The organism is Hydrogenophaga sp. 70-12 (assembly GCF_001897365.1).
Classification (GTDB): Bacteria; Pseudomonadota; Gammaproteobacteria; order Burkholderiales; family Burkholderiaceae_C; genus Hydrogenophaga; species Hydrogenophaga borbori.
Window position 1 is genome coordinate 1 of sequence record NZ_MKSS01000107.1, and the last position, 16,362, is coordinate 16,362.

At 68.1% G+C, this 16,362-nt stretch carries 14 protein-coding genes; 5 read left to right on the forward strand and 9 right to left on the reverse strand.

Going from position 1 to position 16,362, the window contains the following annotated elements:
• From BGO22_RS06865 to BGO22_RS06880, 4 genes are all read right to left on the reverse strand, one after another.
• Positions 1–709 (reverse strand): branched-chain amino acid ABC transporter permease (locus BGO22_RS06865; RefSeq protein WP_286849737.1); only part of this gene is annotated, 709 nt, incomplete at its 3' end.
• A 19-nt stretch (positions 710–728) separates the two neighbouring features.
• On the reverse strand, positions 729–1,940 hold the full coding sequence (locus tag BGO22_RS06870) for an ABC transporter substrate-binding protein (protein ID WP_070397152.1): 1,212 nt from the start codon (positions 1,938–1,940) through the stop codon (positions 729–731).
• 58 nt (positions 1,941–1,998) lie between these two features.
• Positions 1,999–2,706, reverse strand: coding sequence for an ABC transporter ATP-binding protein (locus BGO22_RS06875; protein WP_070397153.1), 708 nt, complete (start codon positions 2,704–2,706; stop codon positions 1,999–2,001).
• Complete coding sequence (locus tag BGO22_RS06880) at positions 2,706–3,491, reverse strand: ABC transporter ATP-binding protein (protein WP_070397154.1); 786 nt, start codon at positions 3,489–3,491, stop codon at positions 2,706–2,708. Before BGO22_RS06880 ends, BGO22_RS06875 begins: the two co-directional genes overlap by 1 nt.
• A gap of 192 nt (positions 3,492–3,683) precedes the next feature.
• On the opposite strand from BGO22_RS06880, the gene BGO22_RS06885 reads away from it, so the two are divergent.
• Positions 3,684–4,490: an acyl-CoA thioesterase gene (locus BGO22_RS06885; protein ID WP_070397155.1), complete on the forward strand. Its 807-nt coding sequence runs from the start codon at positions 3,684–3,686 to the stop codon at positions 4,488–4,490.
• Between the two features lie 33 nt (positions 4,491–4,523).
• On the opposite strand, the gene BGO22_RS06890 is transcribed toward BGO22_RS06885, so the two are convergent.
• Positions 4,524–6,803, reverse strand: a complete 2,280-nt coding sequence (locus BGO22_RS06890; protein ID WP_070397156.1) for a patatin-like phospholipase family protein — start codon at positions 6,801–6,803, stop codon at positions 4,524–4,526.
• A gap of 106 nt (positions 6,804–6,909) precedes the next feature.
• On the opposite strand from BGO22_RS06890, the gene BGO22_RS06895 reads away from it, so the two are divergent.
• Positions 6,910–7,674 carry an enoyl-CoA hydratase gene (locus BGO22_RS06895; RefSeq protein WP_070397157.1) on the forward strand — a complete coding sequence of 255 codons (765 nt, stop codon included), beginning with the start codon at positions 6,910–6,912 and terminating at the stop codon, positions 7,672–7,674.
• Between the two features lie 40 nt (positions 7,675–7,714).
• On the opposite strand, the gene BGO22_RS06900 is transcribed toward BGO22_RS06895, so the two are convergent.
• From BGO22_RS06900 to BGO22_RS06915, 4 genes are read right to left on the reverse strand one after another with little or no spacing between them, the layout of a single operon-like run.
• On the reverse strand, positions 7,715–10,465 hold the full coding sequence (locus tag BGO22_RS06900; RefSeq protein ID WP_070397158.1) for a sensor histidine kinase: 2,751 nt from the start codon (positions 10,463–10,465) through the stop codon (positions 7,715–7,717).
• A complete protein-coding gene (locus BGO22_RS06905; RefSeq protein ID WP_070397159.1) occupies positions 10,465–10,710 on the reverse strand; it encodes a hypothetical protein in 246 nt (81 codons plus the stop codon). Before BGO22_RS06905 ends, BGO22_RS06900 begins: the two co-directional genes overlap by 1 nt.
• Positions 10,711–10,727: 17 nt before the next feature.
• Positions 10,728–11,099: a response regulator transcription factor gene (locus BGO22_RS06910; RefSeq protein WP_070397160.1), complete on the reverse strand. Its 372-nt coding sequence runs from the start codon at positions 11,097–11,099 to the stop codon at positions 10,728–10,730.
• 45 nt (positions 11,100–11,144) lie between these two features.
• Entirely contained in the window at positions 11,145–12,746 is a 1,602-nt protein-coding gene (locus BGO22_RS06915; protein WP_070397161.1) for a helix-turn-helix domain-containing protein, read from the reverse strand.
• A gap of 230 nt (positions 12,747–12,976) precedes the next feature.
• On the opposite strand from BGO22_RS06915, the gene BGO22_RS06920 reads away from it, so the two are divergent.
• The 3 genes from BGO22_RS06920 to BGO22_RS06930 form a co-directional block, all read left to right on the forward strand.
• The gene (locus BGO22_RS06920; protein ID WP_070397162.1) at positions 12,977–14,341 is read left to right on the forward strand and encodes a substrate-binding protein; all 1,365 of its coding nucleotides are present in this window, start codon (positions 12,977–12,979) and stop codon (positions 14,339–14,341) included.
• Positions 14,342–14,422: 81 nt separating this feature from the next.
• Positions 14,423–15,298, forward strand: a complete 876-nt coding sequence (locus BGO22_RS06925) for a branched-chain amino acid ABC transporter permease (protein ID WP_070397163.1) — start codon at positions 14,423–14,425, stop codon at positions 15,296–15,298.
• Between the two features lie 13 nt (positions 15,299–15,311).
• Positions 15,312–16,362: branched-chain amino acid ABC transporter permease (locus BGO22_RS06930; protein WP_286849742.1), on the forward strand; the 1,051-nt coding region annotated here is incomplete at its 3' end.

A 16,362-nucleotide genomic window follows, 5' to 3' on the forward strand; every position in this document is an offset into this window, starting at 1 on the left:
CCGCGAACACCACGATGATCAGGTCCGAGCCCATCTGCGGGCTCACCTGGTAGATGGGGGCGGCCATGACGCCGGCCAGTGCGGCCAGGCCCACGCCGAAGCCATAGGTGAGCGTGATCATGCGCGGCACGTTCACGCCAAAGCCCTGCACCAGCGTGGGATTCTCTGTGGCCGCACGCAGGTAGGCGCCGAGCTTGGTGCGCTCGATGACGAACCAGGTGCTCAGGCAGACAACCAGCGAGGCGGCCACGACCCAGCCGCGGTAGTTGGGCAGAAACATGAAGCCCAGGTTCTGCGCGCCCATGAGCTGCGGCGGGATCGCGTAGGGCTGCCCCGAGGAGCCGTACTCGTGGCGGAACAGGCCCTGGATGATGAGCGCGATGCCGAAGGTCAGCAGCAGGCCGTAGAGGTGGTCGAGCTGGTAGAGCCGCTTGAGCATGAAGCGCTCGATCAGCACCCCGGTGGCCCCGACCACGACGGGCGCGATCAGCAGCGACCACCAGTAGCCGATGCCCAGCTTGTTGAGCAGCAGCCAGGCCACGAAGGCGCCCATCATGTACTGGGCGCCGTGCGTGAAGTTGATGATGTTGAGCAGACCGAAGATCACGGCCAGCCCCAGCGACAGCAGGGCATAGAACGAGCCGTTGATCAGCCCGATCAGCAATTGCCCGAACAGGGCCGCGGTGGGGACGCCGAAGATCTCGGTCATGCTCAGAACGCTCCGGTGCTTACTTCACGAGCGGGCACTCGCCGTCCTTGAGGGGACGGAAGGCCTGGTCGGCGGGGATGGTGGCGCGGACCTTGTAGTAGTCGTAAGGGCCTTTCGACTCCGAGGGCTTCTTGACCTCGAACAGGTAGGCCGGGTGGATCTTGCGGCCGTCGGCGCGGATCGTGCCCTTGCCGAACAGCGGATCGTCGGTCGGCATGTCCTTCATCTTGGCCACCACCTTGGTGCCGTCGTCGGTCTTGCCGGCCTCCACCGCCTTCAGGTAGTGCAGCACCGAGGCGTATACGCCCGCGTGGTCGGAGCTGGGGTACTTGCCGCCGTTGCGCTCGGCGAAGCGCTTGCTCCAGGCGCGGGTCTGGTCGTTCAGGTCCCAGTAGAAGGTCTCGGTGAAGATCAGGCCCTGCGCGGTGGCCAGGCCCAGGCCGTGCACGTCGGGCAGGAACACCAGCAGACCGGCCAGGTTCTGGCCACCCTTGGTGATGCCGAACTCGGCCGCCTGCTTGATGCTGTTGATGGTGTCGCCGCCGGCGTTGGCCAGGCCGATGATCTTGGCCTTGGAGGCCTGGGCCTGCAGCAGGAAGGAGCTGAAGTCGCTGCCCGGGAAGGGCGTGCGCACCTTGCCCAGCACCTTGCCGCCGTTCTTCAGCACCACGGCCTCGGTGTCGCGTTCCAGCGCGTGGCCGAAGGCGTAGTCGGCGGTCAGGAAGAACCAGGTGTCGCCGCCGGTTTTCACGATCGCCCCGCCGGTGCCGTTGGCCAGCATCCAGGTGTCGTACAGCCAGTGCACGGTGTTGGGGCTGCACTGCTTGCCGGTCAGGTCGGAGGTCGCCGCGCCGGTGTTGATGAAGGCCTTGCCCTTTTCCTTGGTGATCTGATTGATGGCCAGCGCCACCGACGAGGTGGGCACGTCGAAGATGGCGTCCACCTTGTCCACGTCGTACCAGGTGCGGGCCACGGTCGAGCCCACGTCGGGCTTGTTCTGGTGGTCGGCCGAGACGACCTCGACCTTCATGCCCTTCTTCTCGGGCGCGAAGTCCTCGACCGCCATGCGCGCGGCGAGCACCGAGCCCGGTCCGCCGATGTCGGCGTACAGGCCCGACATGTCGTTCATCACGCCGATCTTGATCACGCCATCGGAGATCTGCGCCTGCGCAACCCCCGCCGTCAGCATGGCCGCCGCCGCGGTGGCCAGCAATTTCTTCGTCGTCTTCATGTCGTCGTCTCCTTCATCGGTGTGTGAACGTGGAAAGACCCAAACCCGGCGACCAGGGTCAGACGCCGAGGTACTCGTGCAACATGCCCATCTTCGCGTCGAGATCGGCGGCGCCGAAGCCCTCCACGATGCGGCCATGTTCCATGACGTAGAAGCGGTCGGCCAGCGGCGCCGCGAAACGGAAGTTCTGCTCGACCATCACGATGGTGAAGCCGCGCTCGCGCAGCGTGCGGATGGTGCGCGCCAGCGTCTGAACGATGACCGGCGCCAGGCCTTCGGAAATTTCGTCGAGCAGCAGCAGCTTGGCACCCGTGCGCAGGATGCGCGCCACCGCGAGCATCTGCTGTTCGCCGCCCGACAGGCGCGTTCCCGGGCTGTGGCGGCGCTCCTTGAGGTTGGGGAACAGCTCGTAGAGTTCGTCGAGTGGCATGCCGCCGTCGGCCACCACGGGCGGCAGCAGCAGGTTCTCCTCGCAGCTCAGGCTGGCGAAGATGCCGCGTTCCTCGGGGCAGTAGCCCAGGCCCAGGCGCGCCACCTGGTGCGTCGCCATGTTCACGGTCTCCTGCCCGAAGAGCCGGATCGAGCCCGCGCGCTTGCCCACCATGCCCATGATGGCCTTGAGCGTGGTGGTGCGGCCCGCGCCGTTGCGGCCGAGCAAGGTCACGACCTCGCCGCGGTTCACTTGCAGGTCGACGCCGTGCAGGATGTGCGACTCGCCATACCAGGCGTTCACGCCGCTGAGGCGGAGCAGTTCTTCAGCGGCCATCAATGCGCCCCTTGCAGCTGCGCGTCGGCGCTGCCCATGTAGGCCTCCAGCACCTGCGGGTTGGCCGATACGGTGGCGTAGTCGCCCTCGGCGATCACCTGGCCGCGCTGCAGCACGCTGATGGTGTCGGCGATGCTCGACACCACGTTCATGTTGTGCTCCACCATCAGCACCGTGCGGTTGGCCGACACCTTCTTGATGAGCTGCGTCACGCGCTCCACGTCTTCGTGGCCCATGCCCTGCGTGGGCTCGTCGAGCAGCATCAGCTCGGGCTCGGTGGCCAGCGTGGTGGCGATCTCCAGCGCGCGCTTGCGGCCATAGGACAGCTCCACCGTGACCCAGTCGGCGAACTCGGACAGGCCCACGGTGTCGAGCAGCGCCATCGCGCGCTCGTCCAGCCGGTCGAGCACCTTCTTGCTTTTCCAGAAGTGGAAGGACTGGCCGGTGGCGCGCTGCAGGCCGATGCGCACGTTCTCGCGCACGCTCAGGTGCGGGAAGGTGGCCGAAATCTGGAACGAGCGCACCATGCCCCGGCGCGCCACCTGGGCGGGCTTTTGCGGCGTGATGTCCTCGCCGTTGTAGAGGATTTGCCCGCGCGTGGGGATGAGGAACTTGGTGAGCAGGTTGAAGACCGTGGTCTTGCCCGCGCCGTTGGGCCCGATGAGCGCGTGGATGTGGCCGCGCCGCACGCGCAGGTTGACGTCGTTCACGGCGACGAAGCCCTTGAACTCCTTGACCAGTCCGCGCGCTTCGAGAATGCAGTCGTTGGGGGTGTTCGGTGCCATGTAGGAGGGGCATTGTGAGCACGCGACCCATATCAAGAATGAGGGGAAACCCCACGCGGCGCGGCGGCGCTGCTATGGATTTCGGCGGAACGCCCGCCGCCCGTCATGCGCTTGTCGCGCAGGCAACAGCCGGACTGTCGGTCGGCGGACAGTCGGGGGGTGGGTGCACGCCGCTGGTGCACACTGCCCCGGATGAATCCGCACCTTTTTGACCGGGCCATTGCCCTCGACGCCATGGCCGATGGCCGTTACAGCGGCCGCACCGATCCGGCCTGGGCCAACATGGTCGGCCCCTTCGGTGGCATCACGGCGGCCACCGCGCTCAACGCCCTCCTTCTGCACCCCGATCGCCTGGGCGAGCCGGTGGCGCTCACCGTCAACTTCTGCGCCGCGCTGAACGACGGCGCTTTCGAGGTGGAGGCGCAGACGGTGCGCACCAACCGCTCCACGCAGCACTGGGCGGTGAGCATCGAGCAGGGCGGCGAGACCGTGCTGAGCGCCACCGCGCTCACCGCGGTGCGGCGCGACACCTGGGGCGCGCAGGAAGAGCCCCTGCCGCCGGTGCTGTCGCCAGCGGCGCTGGGCAAGCCCTCGATGATGGCGCCGGTGGAATGGGTCAAGCGCTACGACCTGCGCTTTCCCGAAGGCGCCATGCCGCGCGTGTGGGACGGCACGGGCGAGTCCAGCCGCACCACGGTGTGGATGCGCGACGAGCCGCCGCGCCCGCTGGACTTCCCAGCCCTCGCGGCGCTGTGCGACGTCTTCTACCCGCGCGTGTGGCTGCGCCGCGCCACGCGCGTGCCGGCGGGCACGGTGTCGATGACGGTGTACTTCCACGCCGGGGCCGCCGAGCTGGCGGCGGTGGGCGAGGGCTGGCTGCTGGGCCAGGCGCAGGCCAGCGCCTTTCGCAACGGCTACTTCGATCAGCGCGCGCAGGTGTGGAGCCAGGCGGGGGCGCTGCTGGCCACCACCCACCAGGTGGTGTACTTCAAGGAGTGAGGCGCTTCGCCAGCGACCCGGGGCGTCGGGCGTTCAGGGCCGGCCGAGGAACAGGTACAGCCCCGTGAAGCCCTTGGGCGCGCTCACCACGCTCAGGTACAGGGGCCCGATCCCCGTGTCCGCCCCCACGAACAGGCTGCCGCCGGCGAGCAGGTGGCGAAAGGACACGTCGCGCCGGTCCAGCCAGGCGTTGCCCGCCTCGATGGAGCCGCCCGCGAACATCGCGCGCGCGATGCCGATGTCCCAGGGCAGGCGGCGGTAGTAGGTGAGGCGGCCGAAGGCCAGGTAGTTGCCAGCCACCTGTCCCGAGCGGAAGCCCGAGAGGTTCTGGAACCCGCCCAGCGAGTACTCGTCGATCGCCCCGATGGGGATGTTGTTGGCGTGCGCGAAGCGCAGGCCCAGGTTGAAGGTGTGCTCGCCGAAACTGCGCACGCCGGTGTACGAGCCCTCGAGCCGCGCGAAGCTGCTGCGCTCGCCGCCGCGCACGTGGCGCTTGCCCACCACCACCTCGCCGAAGGCCCGGTAGCCGCGCGACGGGAAGTTCGCATAGTCGAGCTGGTCGGCCATCACGGCCGCGCGCAGGCCGGCTTCGCGCCAGTGCACGTCCAGCACGTCGGGCTGCAGGTTGAGGCCCGGCTGCACCAGCTCCAGCGACGAACGCCGTGAACTGGCCACCACGCCCAGGCGCATGTCGCCCACCGAACCCTGGCGCCCGATCGGCCAGCCGATGTCCGCGCCCACGCGCAGCGACTCGCGCTGGATGCGCGCCAGCGGGCGGCTTTCCTCGCCGTAGAGGTCGACCTTGCGCACGCTCAGGTCGCCATAGGCCGATACGAAGGTGTTGGCCAGCGGGTCCAGGGGCTGGTAGATCTCGGAGTACAGGCCCAGGGTCTCACCCAGCTGCACGCGGTTGCGCCACTCGGTGCCGCTGGGCGTGAGCCAGTGGCGGTTGTGGCTGATGCGCAGGTTGAACGCGCCTTCGCCGCGGAAGTCGGTGCGCAGGTCCAGGCCCACGCGCAGGTAGTTCGGCCCCCAGCTGTTCTCGCGCAGGCCCACCACCAGGTCTTCGCCGCCGCTGTCGGTGTTGCGCACCAGGCGGTAGTCCACGCGCTCGTAGTCGCCGGTGGCGGCCAGGGCCTCCATGTCGTTCTCGATCAGCTGCACGTCGGCGCGCTGGCCTTTCAGGTGCTCCAGGCCCACGCCCAGGCGCTGGGCGCGCGTCTCGTCCACGCCCTCGAAGCGGATGCCCGAAATGGTGCCCACGCGCGTGGCGTTGAGCTCGGCCTGCGTGCGCCGTGCCCCGGTCCAGGCGGCGTACTCGCGCTCGCCGACCGAGAAGCGCTCCAGCGCCGCGTTCACGGTGCGCCCGTATGCATTGCCCAGGCGCACCAGTTCCTTGGCCTGGTCGAAGTCGGACGAGCTGAGCGTGCCCAGCGGCGGCGTGAGCAGCAGGTCGCGCGGGGTGAGCAGGGCGATGCTGGCCTTTACGTTCTGCTCGGTCAGGATGTTCACCATCTGCGTGGTGATGCCCACCAGCGAGCCCAGGGTTTCGCGCCCGGCCAGCGGCGTGCCGATGTTGACGGCGATGACCACGTCCGCGCCGAGCGCGCGCGCCACGTTCACCGGCAGGTTGTTCACCAGCCCGCCGTCGCCCAGGATACGGCCGTCCATGCCGAGTGGAGAGAACACGCCCGGCACCGACATGCTGCCGCGCAGCGCGGCAGCGAGGTCGCCGCGGTCCATCACCACCTCCTGGCCGGTCTCCATGTCGGTGGCCACGGCGCGGAAACGCGTGGGCAGGGCGTCGAAGCTGCTCAGGTGGCGCGTGGGCAGGGTGTAGCGGCGCAGCAGCATTTCCAGCGAGCGCGAGGACACCGCGCCCGTGGGCAGGCGGAACTCGCCGTCGCGAAAGCCCACCAGCAACACGGGCGAGAGCTCGAAGTCCTCTTCCTTGCGGCGCTGCGACAGCACCTGGCGCGGCTGGCGCGTATTGAAGAGGCCGCTCCATTCCACGGTCAGGATCTCGCGCTCGAGCTGTTCGCCGGTCATGCCGCTGGCGTACAGGCCGCCGATGATGGCGCCCATGGAGGTGCCGACGATCAGGTCCACCGGCACGCGCGCGGCCTCCAGCGCCTTGATCACGCCCACGTGCGCGAAGCCGCGCGCGCCGCCGCCCGAGAGCACCAGCGCCACGCGCGGCCGGGGCTGCGGGGGCAGGGGCTCGGCCGCGGGCGCGGACGTGGGCGGGGTCTGCGCGGCCAAGGGCAGTGCAAGGCACGCGGCAAGGCAGGTCAGCAGCAGGCGGGTCAACATGGCGGGCGGCACGGGCGGGGGAAACGCCGAAGTTTAGGTGGGCCACCCGGTGGCCTTCGTGTTAACTTGCCCGGCTGCTGTTTCCAACCCTTTCCCGCCAACGACCATGAGCGACATCCTCGTCCACACCGAAGCCGGCATCCGCACCATCACCTTCAACCGCGTCGACAAGAAGAACTCCTTCACTTCGGCCATGTACGGCGCCATGGCCGAGGCCCTGGCCTCGGCCGTGGACGACCCCGGCGTGCGCGTGGTGCTGCTGCAGGGTCACGAGACCGTGTTCTCCGCCGGCAACGACATCGGCGACTTCCTGAACAACCCGCCGGCCGGGCTGGACTCGCCGGTGTTCCGTTTCCTCCAGGGCATCGCCACCTTTCCCAAGCCGCTGTTGGCGGCGGTCTGCGGCCCGGCGGTGGGCGTGGGCACCACGCTGCTGTTCCATTGCGACCTGGTTTACGCGGGCGACAACGCCGCCTTCTCCATGCCCTTCGTCAACCTGGGCCTGTGCCCCGAGGCCGCCAGCAGCCTGCTGGTGCCGCAAATGCTGGGTTACCACCGCGCGGCCGAGGCCTTGCTGCTGGGCGAGCCCTTCATGGCCGAGGCCGCGCTGGAGGTGGGCCTGGTCAACCGCGTGCTACCGCCCACCGAAGCGAACGGCTACGCGCAGTCGGTGGCGAAGAAGCTCGCGGCCAAGCCGCTGAGCTCGCTGATCGAGACCAAGCGGCTCATGAAGAAGGGCCAGGAAGAGCGCGTTCTGCGCACCATCGCCGAAGAGGGCGAGAGCTTCGGCCGCATGCTGCGCGAGCCGGCGGCGAAGGAGGCCTTCGGGGCGTTCATGGAGCGCCGCAAGCCGGATTTTTCCGCGCTCTGAACCGAGCGCCCCGCCGGTGGCGGGCCCTTGGCGGCGGACGTCAATCGGCCAGGGGCGATGGCGCACGGGTGCTCATGGGCGTCGCCGTGGGGGGGCAGCACGCGAGCCGCACCTGGAAGCAATTGCCGGCTTGGCCACCGGGCCGTGCCGGCAGCAGCTTCAGCGAGCCGCCCAGCCGCTGCATGATCTGCCAGCTGATGGCCAGGCCCAGCCCGGCGCCCTGGGTCGCCGAGCGCGTGTGCGCCCAGCCGCGCGAGAACTTGGAGAAGATGCGCTCGCGCTCGCTCGGGTGGATGCCCGGTCCGTTGTCCTCGATCAGCGCGACGTACATGCCCTCGCGCACCGCGCTGCTGACAAGAACCCGCGGCGCATCGCTGGTGTTGTGCTGGATGGCATTGGCGATCAGATTGATGAATACCTGGGTCAGGTAATCGACGTCGGCCATCACCCGAACGCCGTCCAGGCGCGCCAGGCGCCGCGGCCGCACGCCGCTGGCGCTGCCCAGGCCCTCGCACAGGCTGAGCGCATTGTCCAGCGCGACCTCGGGGTCCACCGGCGTCAGCATCCAGGAAGCGGCGCCGTCTTCCAGCACGTTGAGATCGAGGATGCCGTCGAGCAGGCGTGTCATGCGCAGGCTCTGCTCGTGGATGATGCCCAGGAAGCGCTGCACCTGGGCGCGCTCCAGGTCGCCGCTGTCGAGCAGGATCTCGGCGAACGAGCGGATCGAGGTCATGGGCGTGCGCACTTCGTGGCTGACGTGGCTGAGGAAGTCGTCCTTCTGGCGGTCCAGCTGCGTCAGCCGTTCGTTGGCCAGGCGCAGTTCCGCGGCCGCCTCGGCGAGCTGGCGCGACTGGTTCTCCAGTTGCAGGTTGTAGGCGCGGATGCGCTCGGTCTCGTCGGCGATGCGCAGCAGCGCCGACAGGCTGATGGTCTCGCCGGTCACCACCTGAGAGATCATGGCGCGCGCCGAAGCGGCGCCCACGCTGCCGGCGAGCTTGCGTTCCAGCTCGGCGATCAGCGTTTCGTCGGCGATCGGCTCGTTGGCTCCCGCGTCGCTGCCCGCGCCGCCTTCCAGCAGCTGGCGCGCCTCGTCCACCCCCATCAGGCGCTGGGCCAGGATGTTCAGATCGGAGGTGGTGGCCGAGCGACTGACGAAGCGCGAGGTGTCGCCCAGCGGGTCGCGGAACACGTCGATGAACAGGGCGCTTTGCAGCCGCTCCAGCGGCTTGGGATCGCGCAGCAGCGACACGCCGACGAACAGCAGCACGTTCAACGTGAAGCTCCAGAACACCGAATGGACCAGCGGGTCCAGTCCATCGAGGCCGAACAGCGCATAGGGGCGCAGCCAGTGCAGGCCGAAGGGCCCGTCGGCCATGGTGGCCGCCGACAGCAGCCAGTCGCCTTTGAAGCTGGGCAGCAGCAGGGTATAGGCCCACACAGCGGCGCCAGCGCAGAGCCCTGCGGCCGCGCCGCGCCCGGTGGCCTGGCGCCAGAACAAGCCGCCGAGCAGGGCGGGCAGGAGCTGAACGATGCCGGCGAAAGAGGTCAGTCCGATGGATGCGATGGGGTTGAAGCGCGCGTTCAGCCTGAGGTAGAGAAAGCCCAGCAGCAGGATCAGGCAGATGCTGATGCGTCGGCTGCGCAGCAGCAGGCGGCGCATGTCGCCGCTGGCGGCCAGCGACAGCCGCGGCAGCCGAAGCGCCACCGGAAGGATCAGGTGGTTCGACACCATCGTCGACAGCGCGATCGCGGCGACGATGACCATCGAGGTCGCCGCCGAGAAGCCGCCCAGGAACGCCAACAGCGCGATCTCGGGGCGCTGGGCCCACAGGGGCAGCGTGAGCATGAACATGTCCGGATTGGCGCCGGCCGGCAGCCATGTCAGCCCGGCGATCGCGATCGGCAGCACGAACAGGGTGATCAGGAACAGGTACAGCGGGAACAACCACGAGGCGGTGCGCAGGTGGCGCTCGTTGCCGATTTCCACCACCGTGACCTGGAACTGGCGCGGCAGGCACACCACCGCCGCGGCCGACAGGAAGACCACCGTGACCCAGCGTGGGCCGAGCACCTGCTCGCTGCGCAGCAGCTGCGCCGGCATGTGCGCGAAGATCTCGCCCGGACCGTCGGCGATGCCGAACACCACCAGCAGCCCGACCCCGAGCATCGCCACCAGCTTGACCATCGCTTCGAGCGCGATGGCCGCGACCACGCCGTGGTGGCGCTCGTCGACGTCGATGTTGCGCGTGCCAAACAGGATGGCGAACACCGCCATGCCGACGGCGACCCCGAGCGCCAGCGTCGAGTCGCCCCGCGGGCCAAACATGCCGCCATCGGCGTGCGCGCCGCTGATCACCTCGAAGCTGGCGACCACTGCCTTGAGCTGAAGTGCGATATAGGGCGTGGACGCCACCACGGCGATGACCGTCACTAGCGCCGCCAGCGCCGTGCTCTTGCCGTAGCGCGAGGACACCATGTCGGCGATGGACGTGATGCGGTGTACCCGGCCGATGCGAACCAGCTTGCGCAGCAGCAGCCACCAGCCGATAAACACCAGCATCGGGCCGATGTAGACCGCGGCGAACTCGATGCCGTCGCGCGTGGCCGATCCGACCATGCCGTAGTAGGTCCACGACGTGCAGTAGATCGAAATCGACAGCGTGTAGACGACCGGTGAGCTCAGCCACCCCAGGCGCCCCTGGCCGGCCCGCCAGTCACCGAAGAAAGCGACGGCGAACAGAAGCGCGACGTAGATGAGCGCCGCGGCGAGGACGACGTCGCCGGACAGCATCAGCCAGGCGGTGGCTCGGGCGGCCGGCGCTCGGAGGCGCTCAGGCGGCGCGCCAGCAGCGCGGCCAGGGCGATCAGCAGGCCCCACACACCGAACACGTAGAGGACCATGACCGGGATGCCGGCCAGCCGCGCGTCGGGCGGAAACAGCCCGATGAACGGAGGCATGAGCAGGAACAGGCCGGTGAACGGCAGCAGCACGGCCGCGTCTTTGAGGCGGGCCCGGGCGGCGAAGCGCGAATCCATGGCGGGGCCTGCGGTGTCTAGGCGGCCTCGGCCATGCGCCGCAACTGCTCGACAACGTCCCGATTGGAGAACGGCTTGGTCATGTAGGCACTGGCGCCAACTTCCTCGGCGATGCGCCGATCGGACGCCTGCGTCTTGGCCGTCAAGACCAGCACCGGCAGCCCCTGCAGCGCCGGGTCAGCGCGCACCTGTTTGAGCACTTCGAAGCCGTTGACGCCGGGCAGCATCACGTCGAGCACCAGGACCTGCGGCGGGTCGGCGCGCAGGCGGCGCAGCGCGCTCTCGCCGTCCGCCACGCAGGTGACCTGGAAGCCCTCTCGGCCCAGGATGAAGCGCAGGGATTCGGTGATGTTCGCCTCGTCCTCGGCGATCAAAACGCGCATGGTCATCGATGTCTCCGTCGACCGGGGCGCTTGCCGGCCGTGCAGCAAAGTCTATGCCGACCCGGCGTCGGTGGATATCGAGTCAATCCCTGCGTGGATGATGGGTTCTTCCTCGCGCCAGTCGCAACCGGGGCGCAGGCACAGCCGGCAGGTCTGGCCCACGGGGACGGCCGGCGCGGCCGAGGAGAGGTTCAGCCCGTCGGCGTACACCATCTGGTCGGCTTGCAGGGCGTCGCAAGACAGCATCACCGAGACGAAACGCCGAGGCACCTGCCAGGTCAGGCGCGGCTTTTCCACCGCCCGCGCCAGCAGCAGGAAGCGCTGGGCGTTCGGAAATTCAACCAGCTGGCGTTCCAGAACGCCTGGGGTCTGGAAGGCTTTGTAGACCGCCCACAGCGGGCAAGCGTTGCCGTAGCGCGGCAGCGGCATGCCGGGCAGGGGGAAGCGCTTGGTCATGTGGCCGGCCGGATCGGCGCGCATAAAGCCGAAGCGCACGCCTTGTGCACCGGGCCGCCGCAGCGTGACCAGCCGGTGGCATACCTGCTCGAAGCTGGCATCGAAGCGGCGGCACAGGTGGTCGATGTCGTAGCGCGTGCGGCGGGCGGCGGCCAGAAAGGCGTCGTAGGGCATGAGCACCGCGGCGGCCGTGTAGGCGCCGAGCGCGCGCCGGGCACCCCGTCGCGCGGCATCGGTTTGCAGCGAGGCGTCGAGCAGCGCATCGATGGCTTCTCCCGACGCCAGTTGGGCCGCCAGGCGCGCCAACTCGAAGCGGCGCGTGGTGCCGGGCAGCACCTCCAGCAGCGTGCAGCGTCGGGCGTGGGCATCGAACCAGGTGCCATGCCGCGCGTGCGCGGCGTTCGCTGGTGGCTCGGCCGCGAACACCACCTGCACGCCGTGCATGCGCTGCAGGTAGCGCACCAGCCGCCGTTCGATGTCGCTGTCGGGGCCGCCGACGGCGGCGCGCAGCGCCAGCGCAGCGTCTTCCAACGCCGGGAAGTGGCTGTCGTGTTCTGCGATGAAGTCGTCCACGTCGTCCATCGGCGTGAGCGAGCGCGCGCTGATGCGAGAGGGCTCGAAGAAATCCGCGAGCGCGCTTGCCACCTCCGCCAGTCGTCGGCTGTCGTCGCCGATGATGGCCAGGAAGCGCGAGCGTTGCGCCGCGTCAAGTTCCCCCTGGTCGGCCATGATTTCGCAGGCCGAGCGGATCGCAGTCACCCGCGTCAGCAGGCGATGCACGGCGTCGCCCAGGAAGGGGTCTTGGTTCAGCCGGTCGGACAGCGCGGCGGCGGCCTGTCGGCTGTCGCGCAGGCTGCGATGGAGCGACACCAGCGCCTGGGCCCATTCGGGGTGCCCGGCGGCGAGGTCGGCCGCGCTGGCCGGGTCGGGCGCGCGCGAGGCGATGGCGGGGTCGGCCGCCGCCTCGCCCAGGTCGTCGATGAGCCGGCGCTCGGCCGCACGGTCGAAGTCGTCCACCGGCACCGACAGCGCGTCGGCCACGCGCTTGAGCAAGGCGCCGGCAATCGGCCGGCGGCTGCTCTCGATCAGGTTCAGGTAGGAAGCCGATATGCCGATGCTGTGCGCCAGCCCCGCCTGGGTCAGGCCGAGCGCCTTGCGGCGATCGCGGATCTTGGGGCCGACGAGGGTGCGGGGCATCGGGGCGCGGGCGGGGCGAATTTGCTGCGTCGCAGTGTCAATTGTTGACAGCGCTTTGACAAGCGATTTTCGTTTCTTCACCAAATCGGCGGCCATGCTCCAACCGCTGTTGCGGGGCGCATGGGCAACTGCGATCCTGCATTCAGACAGGCAGCCGCCACGCGCAAGGCGCCGGCCTCCGCGGCAATGGCCTGGGCCGAAACCAGACCCCTCTCCACGAAAGGAAAGCAGTGTCCAAGTTCACGCTCCCCCAGGAAACGACGCCCCCCATCTCGCGCCGCGACGTGCTGTACCGAGGCGCAGGCATCGCCGGAACGGCCTTGCTCGGCAACTTCGCTGGCGTGCAATGGGCCTACGCCGAGGACAAGTCGGCCATCGGCACCTGGCCGGCCGGCTCGCAGGGCGACACGGTCTACATCGGTGCTGCGGTGCCGCTCACCGGCACCTACGCGGCGCAAGGTGAGGACGAGCTCAAGGGTTGGCAGCTCGCGGTCGAACACATCAACACCAACCACGAGTTGATGAAGAAGCTCGCGCCGAAGATCGACAAGGGCGTGCTCGGCAAGAAGGTCGAACTGCTCTCGGCCGACTCTGCTGCCAAGCCCAACCAGGGCGTGCAGGTGCAGCAGACCTTCATCAACCAGAAGAAGATCATTCTGATGACCGGCTCCACCTCGTCGGCGGTGGCGGTGGCGCTCAACAAGTTTGCGCAGCGCGAGAAAATTCTCTATATGCCGGGCATCTCGGGGTCCAACGACACCACCGGCAAGGACTGCGTGCGGTATGGCTTCCGGCAAGGCTTCTACGGCGAAATGGCGGCCAACGCGATCGGCCCCATCCTGGTCAAGACATTCGGGAAGAACCGCAAGGCGGCGTTCATGACGCCGGACTACACGTACGGCCACACCACCACGAAATCGGTTGAGGACTACCTGACCAAGAACGCCGGCTGGACCGTCGTCACGAACCAGGTATCACCGCTGGGCACGCAGGACTTCAGCCAATACCTCACCAACATCATGAATTCGGATGCCGAGTTCCTGATCAACGTCAACTGGGGTCGAGACGCCGTGCTGTCGACGCAGCAGGCCAAGCAGTTCGGTCTCATCCCCAAGATGACACTCGTTCTGCCCTACCAGATTCCCTTCATCGCCAAGGAGGCGGGACCGGACCTCACCGCTGGCGTTTTCGCCGCGACCGACTTCTGGTGGACGCTGGAAGACAAGTACCCGCTGGCGAAGATGTTCGTGGACGCCTTCCGCCAGAAGCACGGCTACCGACCCGAGTGGGGCGCCGAGAACGCCTACGTCAGCTTCGCGCACTGGGCGCGCATGGTCACGCAGGCCGGCAGCTTCTACCCGCCCGACGTCATCCGGCAGTTCGAGAAGGGGGAAACGATTCCTTCTCTGCTGGGCGATGTCCACTACCGGCCGCAGGACCACCAGTGCGTGCGCCCCGTGGTCATCGTGCGCGGCAAGGCCAAGAAGGACATGAAGAACAACGAGGACTTCTGGGAAGTGGTCGAGATCGTGCCCGGCGACACAGTGATCCAGCCACCCGATGCGTTCGGCTGCAAGCCGGGTGACTACACCTGAGGGTCGCTGCGTCCGCTTCGCCGGACGCAGCGCTGCGCATCGGCCTGCGGGTCGATCCATCGACGAACAGGGCTGTACCGCGTGATCAACTGGGCCAATTTCATCTCGCAATGCTTCAACGGGCTGGTGCTGGGCGCATTGCTGGCGCTCATCTCCTCCGGCCTGACGATCATTTATGGCACGCTGGGCGTACTCAACCTCGCGCACGGCGCCATGTTCATGCTGGGCGGCTACGCGGGCTGGGTGGCCTGGAGCTACTCGGGCTCTTTCCTCGTGGCCATCCTCGCCGGCTCGTTGTTCGTCATGCTGGTGGGCCTGTTGACCGAGCGGCTGATCATCCGGTATTTCTATGCGCGTCCTCCCGAAGACCAGTTGCTCGTGACCTTCGGGCTGGGCATCGTGTTCGTCGAGGCCGTGCGCTTTTTCTTCGGCAGCCTGTCGAAACGGCTGCCGCCGCCCGACGCGCTGGTGGGCATCACGCCGCTGGGTTTCATGATGTACCCGACCTACCGGCTGGCCCTGCTGGGCATTGTGGCCGCGGCGCTGGTGTTGCTGTATTTCGTGCTCTATCGAACGCGCATCGGCATGATCGTTCGCGCGGGCATCGAGGACGCGACCATGGTCAGCTCGCTCGGCATCAACGTCTACAGGATATTCATGCTGGTGTTCGGCATCGGCGCGATGGCGGCTGGCTTCGCTGGCGTGGTCAATGCCCCGGTCGTCGCAATCGCGCCAGACGTCGGCGACGCCATCCTGGTGCAGACCTTCGTCGTCGTGGTCATCGGTGGCGTCGGATCTTTCCCCGGGGCCGTCCTGGGAGGCCTGATCGCTGGCGAGATCATCTCCATCACCTCCATGTTCAATCCCGCCTATTCCTACGTCATGCTGTTCGTGGCGATGACGCTGGTGCTGGTGCTGCGTCCTCACGGGCTGCTCGGCACGGCAAGTCGCGAGTAACACCGGTCTCCCGATGCACAGACAACGCCCCTTTCTCGTCGAAGCACTGACGCTGCTCGCGCTGATCGCCGCCCCCTTCGTCCTACCCCTGCTGGGCTTCTCGCCCACCACCATCAACCGGATCCTCATCATGGGGCTGGTCGGCATCGGCTTCGACCTGTTGTTCGGCTACACGGGACTGCTGTCGTTCGGCCAGTCGGCGTTCTTCGGCACCGGCGGCATGTTCGCCGCCTACCTGCTCACGCAGACGACGTTCGACAACACGGTCGTCGCAGTGGTACTCGGAACGCTCGTCGCAGGGGCCATCGGTTACGTGATCGGGCTGATCGCCCTGCGGCGCACCGGCATCTACTTCGCCATGATCACCGTGGCGATCGCCGAGGTCTTCTTCTTCGTCGAGTTCAACCCGCTCTCGGCCTTCACGGGCGGCGAGAACGGTCTGCCGGGCGTGCCGCCACCGAATCTGAAGCTGGGCTTCACGACACTCGGCTTCGAGAGCAACCAGGCGATGTACGTGTTCTTCGCGTTCTGGTACTTCGTCGCGCTGGTGCTGGCGCTGCGCATCGTGCGCTCGCCGGTGGGCCTGCTGTTGCGCGCCATCCGCGACAACCCGCAGCGCGCGCAGGCGCTCGGTCACAACATTCACGGCTACAAGCTCACCATCTTCGTCGTCGCCGCGATGTACGCGGGATTCGCTGGTGGCCTGCTCGGACTCATGCAAGGCTTCATGCCGCCCGATGCGTTCATGTTCCACACCTCGGGAGAGATCGTCATGATGACCGCCATCGGCGGTGCAGGCACCCTGTTCGGCCCGCTGGTGGGCGCGGCGACCTGGCTGCTGCTGAGCGATTTCCTGCAGACGACGCTGCACCTGGGCGCCACCTGGAAGCTGGTGCTGGGCCTGGTGTTCGTGTTGCTCGTGGTGTTTCTTCGCCGCGGGATCGTGGGAGCCCTCGTCGACGCCTATCGGATCGTCACGCGTGGCCGCGGGCCGGCGGCGCGGCGGTCAAATGGCGCGGCGCCCATGGCATCCGGGTCGGCGTTCGCCAGCACGGCCACCACCA